The sequence below is a fragment of the Azospirillum sp. RU38E genome, assembly GCF_900188385.1.
Classification (GTDB): Bacteria; Pseudomonadota; Alphaproteobacteria; order Azospirillales; family Azospirillaceae; genus Niveispirillum.
Genome location: NZ_FZOI01000004.1, coordinates 106,104 through 118,478, shown reverse-complemented (window position 1 = coordinate 118,478; position 12,375 = coordinate 106,104). Strand labels below are relative to the sequence as shown.

The 12,375-nt window shown below is 62.8% G+C and carries 13 protein-coding genes; 5 read left to right on the top strand and 8 right to left on the bottom strand.

The window, feature by feature from the left end:
• Position 1 precedes the first annotated feature (1 nt).
• From CHB97_RS10245 to CHB97_RS10230, 4 genes are all read right to left on the bottom strand, one after another.
• Positions 2 to 598, bottom strand: a complete 597-nt coding sequence (locus CHB97_RS10245; protein WP_089287872.1) for a hypothetical protein — start codon at positions 596 to 598, stop codon at positions 2 to 4.
• Positions 599 to 659: 61 nt separating this feature from the next.
• Positions 660 to 1,649: a YheT family hydrolase gene (locus CHB97_RS10240; RefSeq protein WP_089287871.1), complete on the bottom strand. Its 990-nt coding sequence runs from the start codon at positions 1,647 to 1,649 to the stop codon at positions 660 to 662.
• Positions 1,642 to 2,499, bottom strand: a complete 858-nt coding sequence (locus CHB97_RS10235) for an alpha/beta fold hydrolase (protein WP_089287870.1) — start codon at positions 2,497 to 2,499, stop codon at positions 1,642 to 1,644. Before CHB97_RS10235 ends, CHB97_RS10240 begins: the two co-directional genes overlap by 8 nt.
• Positions 2,500 to 2,531: 32 nt before the next feature.
• Positions 2,532 to 3,014, bottom strand: coding sequence for a flavin reductase family protein (locus tag CHB97_RS10230; RefSeq protein WP_089287869.1), 483 nt, complete (start codon positions 3,012 to 3,014; stop codon positions 2,532 to 2,534).
• A gap of 163 nt (positions 3,015 to 3,177) precedes the next feature.
• Between CHB97_RS10230 and CHB97_RS10225 the strand changes: the two genes are divergently transcribed.
• The 4 genes from CHB97_RS10225 (at position 3,178) to CHB97_RS10210 (ending at position 7,829) form a co-directional block, all read left to right on the top strand.
• Positions 3,178 to 4,347 (top strand): flagellar motor protein MotB, encoded by a 1,170-nt coding sequence (locus CHB97_RS10225; RefSeq protein WP_089288106.1) that lies wholly within the window; start codon positions 3,178 to 3,180, stop codon positions 4,345 to 4,347.
• Positions 4,348 to 4,541: 194 nt separating this feature from the next.
• Positions 4,542 to 6,083: a circularly permuted type 2 ATP-grasp protein gene (locus CHB97_RS10220; protein WP_244559490.1), complete on the top strand. Its 1,542-nt coding sequence runs from the start codon at positions 4,542 to 4,544 to the stop codon at positions 6,081 to 6,083.
• 13 nt (positions 6,084 to 6,096) lie between these two features.
• Positions 6,097 to 7,068, top strand: a complete 972-nt coding sequence (locus tag CHB97_RS10215) for an alpha-E domain-containing protein (protein WP_089287867.1) — start codon at positions 6,097 to 6,099, stop codon at positions 7,066 to 7,068.
• A gap of 17 nt (positions 7,069 to 7,085) precedes the next feature.
• On the top strand, positions 7,086 to 7,829 hold the full coding sequence (locus CHB97_RS10210) for an arginyltransferase (protein WP_089287866.1): 744 nt from the start codon (positions 7,086 to 7,088) through the stop codon (positions 7,827 to 7,829).
• Between the two features lie 16 nt (positions 7,830 to 7,845).
• On the opposite strand, the gene CHB97_RS10205 is transcribed toward CHB97_RS10210, so the two are convergent.
• Together CHB97_RS10205 and CHB97_RS10200 are read right to left on the bottom strand one after the other, a co-directional pair.
• Complete coding sequence (locus tag CHB97_RS10205) at positions 7,846 to 9,471, bottom strand: glycosyltransferase family 39 protein (RefSeq protein ID WP_089287865.1); 1,626 nt, start codon at positions 9,469 to 9,471, stop codon at positions 7,846 to 7,848.
• Positions 9,472 to 9,479: 8 nt separating this feature from the next.
• The gene (locus tag CHB97_RS10200) at positions 9,480 to 10,526 is read right to left on the bottom strand and encodes a glycosyltransferase family 2 protein (RefSeq protein WP_089287864.1); all 1,047 of its coding nucleotides are present in this window, start codon (positions 10,524 to 10,526) and stop codon (positions 9,480 to 9,482) included.
• Between the two features lie 542 nt (positions 10,527 to 11,068).
• On the opposite strand from CHB97_RS10200, the gene CHB97_RS10195 reads away from it, so the two are divergent.
• A complete protein-coding gene (locus CHB97_RS10195; protein ID WP_089287863.1) occupies positions 11,069 to 11,689 on the top strand; it encodes a sigma-70 family RNA polymerase sigma factor in 621 nt (206 codons plus the stop codon).
• A gap of 151 nt (positions 11,690 to 11,840) precedes the next feature.
• Here the strand turns inward: CHB97_RS10195 and CHB97_RS10190 are convergent, their stop codons facing one another.
• Together CHB97_RS10190 and CHB97_RS10185 are read right to left on the bottom strand one after the other, a co-directional pair.
• Positions 11,841 to 12,005, bottom strand: a complete 165-nt coding sequence (locus CHB97_RS10190) for a DUF1328 domain-containing protein (protein ID WP_089287862.1) — start codon at positions 12,003 to 12,005, stop codon at positions 11,841 to 11,843.
• Between the two features lie 96 nt (positions 12,006 to 12,101).
• Positions 12,102 to 12,311, bottom strand: coding sequence for a hypothetical protein (locus CHB97_RS10185; protein WP_089287861.1), 210 nt, complete (start codon positions 12,309 to 12,311; stop codon positions 12,102 to 12,104).
• Between the last annotated feature and the right edge of the window lie 64 nt (positions 12,312 to 12,375).

Genomic DNA, 12,375 nt, shown 5'->3' with positions numbered 1-12,375 from the left:
ATCAGGGCGGCGGCGGGGGACGCCAGGGCTGTATCTCCGCCGCCTGTTCCTGATCCAGCTTACCGGCGCAGATGGTGTTTTTCGAACCGGGGGTGAAGTTTTCTGCCTCCGGTACGCGCAGGGTCACTTCCAGCAACACCATCTCCACCAGCATCTCCCCGAACGGTTCGGGGCGACCGCTGCGGGTGTCGGCACCGAACAGGCGTTGTAAATACCAGGGCGGCCCCGACAGGCCGCCCGGCGCACCGGCCAGCAGGTTTTCCCGTAGCAAACCGTAGATTTCCTGGCACTGTTCCAGGCTGCGCGCCTTGCCCGCCACGGGTAGGGAGACATAGGCCACCACCCGCCGGTCAAAAGGCCGGAACAGGGTGCCGGTCTTCACCTTTGCCGTGCCGTTGCGGCCGCCATCCAGGGACAGGGCTGTCACCGCCGCCTGCATGTCGCGGCCCAGCCGCAGCATCCCCCATTCCAGCAGGGTGACCGGCGTTTCCGCCAGATATTGATAGAGCTGGGGATCAACCGGCGGCGGTTGCTGGGCCAAGGCGGGGAAGGGGGCCAGCACCAGACCCAGCGCCATCAACCGCCGCCATCCCGCCATTGGCCTGATCCTCCCGTTTGTATAAGGGGGCATAGGCTACAGCGGTCATGTGACGCTTTTGCTACGCGAACAGGCGACGCAGGAACAGGCGCAGACATTGATCGGACCAGACCCCACCCGGCCCATGGAACCCGACATGCCCGCCGCCGGGGCTGAGCAGCGGGGTCAGCAGCGGCAATGCCGACCACTCCACCGCCTGATAGGCATCACCGGGAATCCACGGATCATCCAGCGCATGGATCAGCAGGGTGGGAACGGTGATGCCCGGCAGGAACCGGTTGGCGGAATTCACCGCATAATATTCCGCCGCCCCCGACCAGCCATTCCAGGGGCCGACCAGCCGGTTGTCGAAATCCCACAGGCTGGCAGCGGTGGCGGCGGCGTCCAGCCATTGCGGCTCCACCAGACCAGCCGCCAGCGCCATTTCCGCCTTCATCTTGCCCAGCAGCCAGCGATGATAGAAGCGATTGCCCGGCGACATCATGTGCTGGCAGGAGGCGGCAAGGTCGATGGGGGCGGAAATGCTGGCCCCGGCCCGCACCGGCAGGGGGAAATCCGCTTCCCCCAGCAGTTTCAGCGTGGCATTGCCGCCCAGGGAATAGCCGATGATCACCACGCCATGGCCGGCAATCGCCGCCGGCAACTGTGCCAGTACGGCGCGGATATCGCCCGTGCGCCCGGCGTGATAGCGCTGGCGGCAATGGCCGGCCGTGGGGCCGGCCCCGCGCAGGTTCAGCCGCAGCACCGGGAAACCATCGGCCAGCAGCATCGCCGCCGTGGCCCGCATGTAATAGCTGTCCTCGCTGCCCGTCAGCCCGTGCAGCAGCAGGCAGAGCGGCTTATCCGTGCGGGGGACCGGCTGGTTCAGCCGGCCCTGCAAACGGTCGCCGCTGCTATCTTCCAGGGGAAAATGCAGCACGTCGCCCGCTGGCAGCTGGGGGGCCGGGCGCAGCAGCGTATTGCGGATGGTCTGCAGATGCGGGCCAAGCCAGGGTGCCCGCGCCCGGAAGGGCGGGTACCCTTCAGCCGGCCCGCCATTCATCTCAATCATGCCGCGACAGGAAATCCCGGATCACGGCAATCTGGTCAGGTGCCATCAGGGCCGGTGCGTGGCCGGCATCGGGGACGGTGTAAAGCTGGGCCTTGGGGCCCTCCGCCGTCATCCGTTCTGCCGTCTCGGCCAGCAGCAGATCGGACAGCGCCCCCCGGATCACCAGGGTCGGCTGGCGGATCACCTGCCACAGGGCCCAGAGATCGACATCGCCGATGGGGGCGATCTTGAAGATGCGGGCAATGCCAGGATCATAGGCCAGCCGGTAGCTGCCATCATCCTGCCGGTCGGTGCTGTGCTGCGCCATATGCAGCCATTGTTCGGCCGTCAACTGGCCGAATCCGGCATAATGGTCGCGGAAATATTGTTCTGCGGCAGTCAGATCGGCAAAGACCGGATCCTGGCCGACATAATCACCGATCCGTTCCAAAGCCGCCTTGGGCACGAAGGGGCCGATATCATTGATTACCAGCCGGCGGATCGGGCTGTTGGGCTGGGCCGCCAGCATCATGCCGATCAGCCCGCCCATGGAGGTGCCGATCCAATCGACATGCTCCACCTCCAGCCGGGCGATCAGGGCCGCCATATCGGCCAGATATTGCGGATAGCCGTAATGATCGGGATTGACCAGCCGGCCGCTCTGTCCGCGCCCCACCACATCGGGGCAAATCACGCGGGCCTTCAGCGTATCAGCCAGATCAGCGGCCAGCCGGTCAAAATCCCGCCCATTGCGGGTCAGCCCATGGACACAGACGATGGTGCGCGGGCCCGCCCCCCATTCCCGATAGGCGATCTTGTGAAAACCGGTCGCCGAAAGCCCGAGCAGGTTCTTATCGTGGTAATAGGTCATGCGTCGCGTCTCCGGCGTCGGTTGCGTGCTCGTCAGGCGCTTGCCAAGGCGGCATAAGCGCCACGGTAATAAAGCAAGGGGGCACCGGCCCGGCTGGCCAGCCGCAGCACCCGCCCCACCAGAATATGGTGATCGCCACCATCATGCACGCCATGAAGCTGGCAATCCATCGCCGCCAGACCGTTTTCCAGCACGGGCGCACCCGATTCCCAGACGCTGTGCTCCACCCCCACCCAGCGGCTGGCCTGATCGGCCACGGCAAAGCGGGTAGAAAGATCCTGATGCCCGGCATCCAGCACGGCCAGGGCGAAGCCCGGCGCGCTGAGGAAAGCCGGCGCACTTTCCGCCCGCTTGTCGATGCAGAACAGCACCAGCGGCGGGTTCAGCGAGACGGAGGTGAAGGAATTGACGGTAATGCCAACCGGCTGCCCCTGCGGATCGACGGTGGAGGCGATACAGATGCCTGTGGCAAAACAGCCCATGGCGTCGCGGAAAGCGCGCTTGTCGATCGTCATCGGTGAACCCCGGCCATGATATTGTGATCCTAAATGATTGGAGAGGTAAACGAGCTACCCTGGCGATGCAAGATTACAAGGCCCTATTGAACTTGTTCATTTTCTGTCAGGGAAGTGCTTGATACACTCTTGTCCATTAATCGGACGAACGGATCGGATCGACATTGTGGCCGCCGGCGGCGAAGAAAAAGCACCCATCATCATCAAGAAGATCAACAAGGGCGGCGAAGGGCATCATGGCGGTGCCTGGAAGGTGGCCTATGCTGACTTCGTGACGGCGATGATGGCCTTCTTCCTGCTGCTCTGGCTGCTGAATGTGACGACAGCCGAACAGAAGATGGGCATCGCCGATTATTTCAGCCCGGCCAGCGCCTCGAAACAGACCAGCGGTGCGGGGGGGGTGTTGGGTGGCACCACGGTGACCGTCTCCGGCTCCCTGGCCAACAGCAGCAGCCCCGCCGGCCTGACCGTGCCGGTCCCCACCCTGCAAGGGGCTGCCAATTCCGAAGAGCAGACGGAAGACATGCAGGAAAGCTCCAGCGGCAAACCGACGGAGCAGGATGCCACCGGCAAGGGTGCCGGCGAAAAGGAAGGCGGTTGGACGGCGATTGACACGGTGAACGGGATGGCCAAGCTGGCCGCCGCCGGGGAGACCGCCAGTGCGGATAAGAACCGCGACGGCAAGGTGGATGAAAAGGAACTGCGGGACGCCCTGGCCAAGCACGAACAGGCCCAGTTCGCCAAGGCAGAGGCGGAGCTGCGCCAGGCCATCCAACAGATCCCGGAACTGCGCGATCTGGCGAAGAATCTGGTGATTGAGAATACGCCGGAGGGGCTGCGCATCCAGCTGATCGACCAGGAAGGCTATTCCATGTTCCCGTCGGCCAGCGCCAAGATGCTGCCGCAGACGGCCCAGCTTCTGTCCCAGGTGGCGCAGGTGGTCGCCAAGCTGCCCAACAAACTGTCGATCAGCGGCCATACGGACAGCACGCCCTTCAGCGCCGGTTCCTCCTATGGCAATTGGGAATTGTCCACCGACCGTGCCAATGCCAGCCGGCGGGCGCTGGAGGCGTCGGGTGTCGCCAATGACCGTTTTGAATCCGTGGTGGGACGGGCCGACCGCGACCATCTGTTCAAGGATGACCCCAACTCCCCCCGTAACCGCCGCATCTCCATTGTGCTGTTGCGGGAAAACCCGTTGCGCGGGCAGGCCCCGGCAGGTGGCCCGGCTGGGGCTGGTCTGGGGGCTGCCAGCCCGGCCCCGGTGGCCAACCCGCCACCCGTGCGCCCCGGTGTGACCCCGGCACCCTCGGCCGTTGGCACCTCCCGCTAGGTTGATCAAGGCTGGTTGTCACTTTCCCGTCACAGCGCCACCGATGATGGTGGTGAAATGTGTGTGACGCATAACAGACCCCTGTTCAAACGCATCCGTTCTGATAGTCTCGTGTGTGCGAATGCGAAACGAACCCGCCATCGGCATCGCCCTCGGTGGCGGACAGCATGGCACGAAGGGCGTGGGGGGCTCTGTTGAGCGGGTCTGGAAACGGTGTCGACCATCTGCTGTCGACTTATAATGCCAACGGCTTTTATGATGAGCTGTTCGGGAACGCGGCAAAGCCTGCCAGCCATACGCTGTCGGTACAGGAAAGGCTGCGACAGCTTGATTTCGATGACCTGCGACGACGGGCTTCGGATGCGGAGCGGGAGCTTTATAATCTCGGCATCACCTTCCTGGTCTATAGCGATGCCAAGGCGGTGGACCGCATTCTGCCCTTCGATGTGATCCCACGCATCATTTCGGCCAAGGAATGGGCGCATCTGGAAGCAGGTGTGCAGCAGCGCATCGCGGCGCTGAACCTGTTCCTGCACGATGTCTATCACGATCAGAAGATTTTGAAGGACGGCATCATCCCGGCCGAGCTGGTGCTGGGCAATGCCAATTACCGCGAACAGATGCGCGGCATCGATCTGCCCTTCAACACCTATATCCATATCATGGGCGTGGACCTTGTCCGTGACCATGACGGCACCTTCCGGGTGCTGGAAGATAATGGTCGCGTGCCCTCCGGTGTCTCCTATGTGGTGGAAAACCGCCACATGATGCAGCGCGCCTTCCCCGACCTGATGGGGGATATCGGCCTGCGCAGCGTGGATAATTACGGCATGAAACTGCTGGAGGCGATGTGCGAGATTGCACCGCCCCGGCCGGACGGGGTGGATGGCGACCCGCAGGTGGTGCTGCTGTCGCCCGGTGCCTATAACTCCGCCTATTTCGAACATATCTTCCTGGCCCGCGAAATGGGCGTGCCGCTGGTGGAAGGCCGCGACCTGATCGTTGAAAACGACAAGGTCTATATGAAGACCACGGGCGGGTTGCGCCGGGTGGATTCGATCTATCGCCGCATCGGCGATGATTTCCTCGATCCGCTGGCCTTCAACCCGGACAGTATGCTGGGCGTGCCCGGTATTTTTGAGGCCTATCGCAAGGGCAATGTGGCGCTGGCCAATGCGATTGGCACGGGCGTGGCGGATGACAAGGCCGTCTATGCCTATGTGCCGCGCATGATCAAATATTACCTGGGTGAGGAAGCGATCATCCCCAATGTGGAGACGCATATCTGCCGGGAACCCGATGCCCTGAAGTTTACCCTGGATAATCTGGACAAGCTGGTCGTCAAGCCGGTGGGGGAGGCGGGGGGCTATGGCATTACCATCGGCCCGCGCGCCAGCAAGGCGGAGCTGGAGGAGTGCCGCGCCAAGCTGCTGGAAGACCCGGCCAATTACATCAGCCAGCCGATGGTGCCGCTATCTGTCTGCCCGACGCTGACGGAAGACGGGATTGAGCCGCGCCATGTGGATTTGCGTCCCTTCGCCATTACGGCGCGTAACACCTGGGTATTGCCCGGCGGGTTGACCCGCGTGGCGCTGAAGAAAGGCACGCTGATCGTGAATTCCAGCCAGGGCGGCGGATCGAAGGATACCTGGGTGCTGACCGAGGGACCGGCGGAGGAGCCGGCGCTGGAATCGGCTGTGGCCGATCCGTTCCAATCCCAGTCGCAAAGCCAGTAAGGGGGATCGGAAAATGGCTGCCCTTCTCGCCCGTTATGCCGAATGCATCTTCTGGCTCGCCCGCTATATGGAGCGGGCGGAGAATCTGGCCCGCATTCTGGATGTGAATGAAACCTTCGCCCGCGACAGCTATGGCGCCACCAACTGGGTGACGATCGTGCGGCTGAACGCGGATGAAAAGCGCTTCTTTGAGCTGTACCCGACGGCCAGCGCCAAGAATGTGCTGAATTTCTACATCCTGGACCAGCAGAACCCCACCTCCATCATCGCTGCCGTCAGTTCAGCGCGGGAGAATGCGCGTCAGTTGCGCCCGTTGATCAGCACGGAAATGTGGGCCCAGATCAACGTCTTCTATAACAAGCTGCTAGCCTGGGGACCGAACGACATCGCGCCCCAGAATATTCAGCGGCAATGCGCTTTCATCAAGGAAGCCTGCCAGACCCATACGGGGATTACAGAGGGCACCTTCTTCCGCGATCAGGGTTGGTATTTCTATAATCTGGGCCGCAACCTGGAACGGGCGGACCAGACGACCCGCGTGCTCGACATCAAGTACCACACATTACTGCCCAGCCCGCGCGATGTTGGCACACCCGTTGATATCAGCCAGTGGAACAGCCTGCTGCGGTCGGCCGCTGGATATCACGCTTTTCGCCGGGTTTATCCTCGGGGTTTGACCCCGGCGGCGGTGGCGGGATTCCTGCTGTTCAACGATAATTTCCCGCGTTCCGTCATGGTCTGTATGCGGGAAGTGGATAGTTTGCTGAACCGCTTGAATTCCAAATACCGGCTGCGTCGTGGTACGCTGCCGCTGGAGCGTTCCGATGAGCTGTTGGGCAGCTTGGCCAGCCAGACCATTGAAGCGGTGATTGCCGGCGGTTTGCATGAATATCTGGATAGGTTGCAGCTCAGCTTCTCCAGCCTGACCAGCGATATCGCCCAGGCATTCTTCCATGCGGATCAACCTGCCACCATGACGGCCTGACCGGATAATCCCCAGCAATGAGCGTCATCCCGCCCCTGCATCGGCCCCTGCAACAATTCTTCCGATCCGGGCCGATGCCATGTCCCTATCTGACGGGGCGGGTTGAACGCAAACTCTTCACCCGGCTGGTCGGCACGGATAATGGCGAGATCAATTCGCAATTGTCGCGTGTCGGCTTCCGGCGCAGCCATGACATTCTTTATCGGCCCGTCTGTCCGGGCTGTTCGGCCTGTGTGCCGGTGCGGGTGCCGGTGGCGGCCTTCCAACCCGGCCGCACCATGCGGCGCATCCAGCGCGTCAATCAAGATCTGTCCTTCCGGCTGATCCCGGCGGAAGCGACGATGGAACAGTTCCGCCTGTTCGCCGCCTATCAAGACGCGCGCCATAATGACAGCGACATGAACCGCATGACCCCCGGCGATTACGCCGCCATGGTGGATGAGGGGCAGGCGGATACGATGCTGCTGGAAGCGCGGGATGAAGGCGGCCGTCTGCGCGGGGCCATGCTGGTGGATCGGCTGGATGATGGCTATTCCGCCGTCTACAGCTTTTATGATCCCGATCAACCCCGCCGGTCGCTGGGCACCCAGCTGGTGCTGGCACTGATTGAACAATCCCGCCTGCAGGGCCGGCCCTATATCTATCTGGGCTATTGGATCGAGGGCAGCCGGAAGATGGAATATAAGGCCAAGTTCCAGCCGTTGGAGGCGCTGGGCCGTGACGGCTGGGCGCCGCTGGCGCTGGCGCAGGCGGCAGATTGATGCCGTGGCGCCCCGGTTAAAGACCGGATGGCGCCGGCTCATTCTCCGGGATTTCTTCTGTCGGCGTTGGCCGCAGGTCCAGCACATAGGCCAAGGTCACACCCATCCGGCGCACGCGCAGGATTTGCTTGCCCGTCGGCGCGTCGGGGCAGGTGCCGCGGGTGAAGGCGATATAGAAATCCGCTGGCCCCTTGCCGTCCGGTGGGGCCACCCAGCGGGGCGGCAGGAAATAGAGGGCCGATTCCGGCGGGCCACAGACCCGGATACGATAGGGATGGGCCAGGGCCCACGCCCCTTCCCGTGCCACCAGATGGTCACGCAGACGGCTTGCCGCCTCTGACAGGGCGGTCCCCCCCACATCCAGTTCGAATCGGCCTTCCGCCCCCGTTACCCCACCGGCAAGTGCATTGTACCAGATGGCCTCATAGGGGTGCAGGCGGCCGATACTGACGATCTGCCACACCACCCAGAGGCCCATCAAACCTGCCACCAGACGGATTTCCCGCAGCGGCCGTGCCGCCAACAGCCCCGCCAGCCAGCCAAGCCCCAACCCAGCCAGGGCATAGAGCGGCACCATCACAAACAGCAGGTGCCGGATGCCATCATAGAGCACAGCATGGCTGATGATTACGGTGGCTGGCGGCAACAGGGCCATGCTGGCGAGCCCCAGCCAGGGGGGCGTCAAGCCCGCCCAGCCCTGCCGCCGCAGGGCAAGGATACCGGCAACGCAGGCCGCCAGCAGGCCGAGGAGCGCTGGTTCCGGCAGCTTCACCGCGAAGGCGACGGGTACATACCAGAGCGGCAGGGCCGTGGTTTCAACCTGCTGCCCCGCAAAGGGGAAATGGAAGCTGAGCGGGAAATGCGAGAAGGCCGCCAAAGCCTCCAACGGGCGCAGCCATCCCGTCTGCGCCCAGGGCCAGAAGGCCACCATCATGGCCCAGGAGAGCAGCAGCGATGCGGCCAGCGGCCCGGCCATGCGCGCCATCAGCCGGGCGGCGCTGAGGGGTCCATCGCGCAGCGCTTGGCGCAGCAGCATCACGCCAAGCCCGATCAGCAGCGGCGCCAGCAGGATGACCCCGCCCACGCGGATACCCAGGGCACAGCCCAGCGTCACCCCATGCAGCAGCCAAGGACCGCGCCCCGGTCGCCCCTGCAACAGACGGATTTGCGCCACGGCCACCCAGGCGGCGGCCGTGGCGAAGGGAATGTCCTTGGGGTTGGCGAAGGACTGACCGATCCATTCCGGCGTCAGCAGCAGCAGCAGCACGGCCAGGGCCCCGGCGCGCGGCCCCCCCAAGTCGCGCGCCAGCAGGCGCACGCCCGCCAGCCCCAGCACGCCAACCAGCCCGCCCAGCAGGCGGCGCGTTTCATACCCGTCAAAGGGCAGAACCAGACTGACCGTGGAGCAGATCGTGTCATAAAGCGCGCCATAGAGATAAAGGTTCTGAAAGGAAAGGACCGAGCGATCCGCCCCCAGCGAGCGATACCAGTTCAGGGCCCGCCAGCCATTTTCCACATGCAGCGGCTCATCCCAGCTGATGCCGAACTGCTTGAAACTGGCGGCCACAAACAGCAGGGCGGCCATCAGGCCCAACTGCGCCAAACCGTCCCAGAAACGGTCCTGTGGGGAAGGGGCCTGCATAATAGGGGTCAGTTGGCGCCGCTGCGACGTTCGGTCAGGGCGGCGGGGCGTTCCTGGCGCTGTTCATCGGGGGAGAAGCCTGCACTGTCGGAGAGCACATAGAGCGGTCGCCGTTTCACCTCGCTGAAGACCCGGCCCAGATAATCCCCCAGCACGCCCAGGCAGATCAGCTGTACGCCGCCCAGGAACAGGGTCGCCACCATCAAAGAGGCATAGCCCGGCACATCCACGCCATAGAGCAGGGTCATTACCAGGATAAAGGCGCCATAGCCCACCGCCACGGCCGCCACCAACAGGCCCAGCCAGGACCAGACCCGCAAGGGCAGGGTGGAGAAGGAGACGATGCCATCGAGCGCGAAGCGAAACAGTTTCAACTTGCTGAAGGTGGACGTGCCGGCATGGCGGGCCGCCGTTTCAAAGGGCACGGCCACCTGACGGAAGCCGACCCAGCTATACAGACCCTTCATGAAGCGGGTCCGCTCATCCATCTGGTTCAGCGTTTCCACCACGATCCGGTCCATCAAGCGGAAATCACCGGCGTCGCGGGGCAGGGGCACTTCCGACATGCTGTCCAGCAGGCGATAAAAGCAGCGTGTCAACCAACGCCGCAGCGGCGGATCAGTATCCCGGCTCTGCCGGACGCCATAGACGACCTGTGCGCCGGCCTGCCATTGGGCATAGAATTGCTCAATCAGTTCGGGCGGGTGCTGCAGGTCGCTGTCCATCAGCACGACGGCGCGGCCATGGGCATGGCGCAACCCCGCCGTCATCGCCATTTCCTTGCCGAAATTGCGGCTGAAGCGCAGCAGACGGATGCGCGGGTTAGTTTGCCGGGCCAGCAGCAGCTGGGCCCAGCTGTCGTCACGCGACCCGTCATCCACACAGATGACTTCGTAAGGCACGCCCAGCTTTTCCAGCGTCGGGATCAACCGCGCGAACAGGGGCTGCACATTCTCCGCCTCGTTATGCATCGGCAGCACGACAGAAAGCACCGGCGCTTCCGTCTGTGGCCGCAGCGTCAGGGGCCGGGATGCATCATGCGGGGGCGGGTACATGCAGCAGTTCCTTAAAAGCCGGATATGCCTTCCGGTAAACAGGGTTATTGGCTGTCCGATGCCGGCTTGCAAGGAAAGTTTGGCCGCAACATGGCGCATTACGCTTTAGCGTCCCTGCCACGGCCCTGGTTCCTGCACCTCTCAACATTTTCAGGCTAACGCCATACCAGTGAAGGACCGGTTACCAACCAACCGGACGGGAAACGCGGGGCCCACCACCGACAAGGCATATGTCCGTCTATGTGCCCCACTATCACTAATGGATCATACTTAAGAAAGTCCTAATTCCAGTCTATCGGTCACAATCGTGACAATAATGGCGGCAATAGTCTGTGCCTAACGCAGCGTGTACGAGGAAGGCTTTTCGGAAGGGGATTTGGTTGATATTGCTGGCGTCTGGTCATACCCCGCCCATTGCCTATGGCTGATCGGTCGATATGACGAATGATTGGCAATCTCCTACCATTTCATCCCTCGCCACCCAGCCTCTTCTCTTTATACTTTGCTGACGTATCCACGAGATATCAAAGGGAGAAACAGAGATGTCTCGCCAGATCGAAGCGACGCAGGCCAATAACCCGGTGACCCACGGTCTCCTCACCCCGGTTGATGTCGATGTCTTGCGGCCGGAGCGCACGGAGGCGGAGAAGGCGACCCTGATCGCGCAGATCGAACAGGAAATCCCCCGCCTGCGGCGCTTTGCCCGGGGTATGGTGCGGGATGCCGCCATGGCGGATGACCTTGTCCAGGAATGCCTGGAACGGGCTTTGACCCGCCTGCATCTCTGGCAGCAGGGGACGAATCTGCGGGCGTGGCTGTTTACCATCCTGCGCAACCTGCATATCAACGGGGTGCGCCGCAAACAGACCTTTGTGGATATTGATGGGGAAGCGCAGGCAGGCCTGGGCAGTGCCCATGGCTCCCAGGTTTCTCGTCTGGAATTGCGAGACCTGAAACGCGCCCTGACGCAGTTGCCCAAGGAGCAGCGGGAAGTGGTGTTGCTGATCGGGCTGGAAGGCATGTCCTATGCCGATGCGGCCGATATCATGAAAGTATCGATCGGGACGGTTAAGTCCCGCTTGTCACGCGGTCGGCGTGCCCTGCGTTGCCTGATGGAAGGCGGCGTGCCGGATGATGGCGACGCGGTGCGCGGCATGGCCTGATGTTTCTCCTCCGGTGGGCCTGAGCCCGCCTGCCTGGGGTGGCCTTGTCAGAGGCCTCCCTTTTTTTAACGGCGTCACCGCCCAAATATGAAACAGGCGCCGGCCAACCCGCCAGCGCCTGTTTCATATTTGCCGATAAGGGTGCTCCCGATCAGCGGCGCCGCATGGCGCCCATGATCAACGACACAATAAAAATCACCAGGAAGACGAAGAAAAGCACCTGGGCAATGCCAGCTGACGCCGAGGCGATACCCCCAAAGCCCAAGACACCCGCGATCAGGGCAACAACGAAGAAAATCAGGGCCCAATACAGCATCTGTCCCTCCCGATAGTGTGAAGCGTGAACGGAACTGTCCGCGCTGTCCTATGGGCAACAGAGCTGATACGGGGGTTGTTCCCGAAAAGACCTGGATCAGGATTTACGGGGCCTTCCCACGCGTCCCGGCGCCTTCTTCACGGGTACGGGGGCAGTGGCAACCGGCTGCATACAACGCGCCAACCCCTGGAAAGCCTGCTGGATGACGCCGGGCAGCGCATCCACCGGCACCGTATGGGTGCGGGCGTAGGAGGTGGCGATCTTTGCAGCCAGGGCATAAAGGGCCGGTGAGGAAACGTCACTCATCGCCATCTCTCCACAATAACAGGTTCCCTTAATGTCAACCGCCTGCCCGGCAATGTCCATCAAT

Excerpts from the sequence above, each read along its gene's own strand:
- CHB97_RS10245 (WP_089287872.1), bottom strand. The coding sequence starts at position 598 with ATGGCGGGATGGCGGCGGTTGATGGCGCTGGGTCTGGTGCTGGCCCCC.
- CHB97_RS10240 (WP_089287871.1), bottom strand. The coding sequence starts at position 1,649 with ATGATTGAGATGAATGGCGGGCCGGCTGAAGGGTACCCGCCCTTCCGG.
- CHB97_RS10235 (WP_089287870.1), bottom strand. The coding sequence starts at position 2,499 with ATGACCTATTACCACGATAAGAACCTGCTCGGGCTTTCGGCGACCGGT.
- CHB97_RS10230 (WP_089287869.1), bottom strand. The coding sequence starts at position 3,014 with ATGACGATCGACAAGCGCGCTTTCCGCGACGCCATGGGCTGTTTTGCC.
- CHB97_RS10215 (WP_089287867.1), top strand. The coding sequence starts at position 6,097 with ATGGCTGCCCTTCTCGCCCGTTATGCCGAATGCATCTTCTGGCTCGCC.
- CHB97_RS10210 (WP_089287866.1), top strand. The coding sequence starts at position 7,086 with ATGAGCGTCATCCCGCCCCTGCATCGGCCCCTGCAACAATTCTTCCGA.
- CHB97_RS10205 (WP_089287865.1), bottom strand. The coding sequence starts at position 9,471 with ATGCAGGCCCCTTCCCCACAGGACCGTTTCTGGGACGGTTTGGCGCAG.
- CHB97_RS10200 (WP_089287864.1), bottom strand. The coding sequence starts at position 10,526 with ATGTACCCGCCCCCGCATGATGCATCCCGGCCCCTGACGCTGCGGCCA.
- CHB97_RS10195 (WP_089287863.1), top strand. The coding sequence starts at position 11,069 with ATGTCTCGCCAGATCGAAGCGACGCAGGCCAATAACCCGGTGACCCAC.
- CHB97_RS10190 (WP_089287862.1), bottom strand. The coding sequence starts at position 12,005 with ATGCTGTATTGGGCCCTGATTTTCTTCGTTGTTGCCCTGATCGCGGGT.
- CHB97_RS10185 (WP_089287861.1), bottom strand. The coding sequence starts at position 12,311 with ATGAGTGACGTTTCCTCACCGGCCCTTTATGCCCTGGCTGCAAAGATC.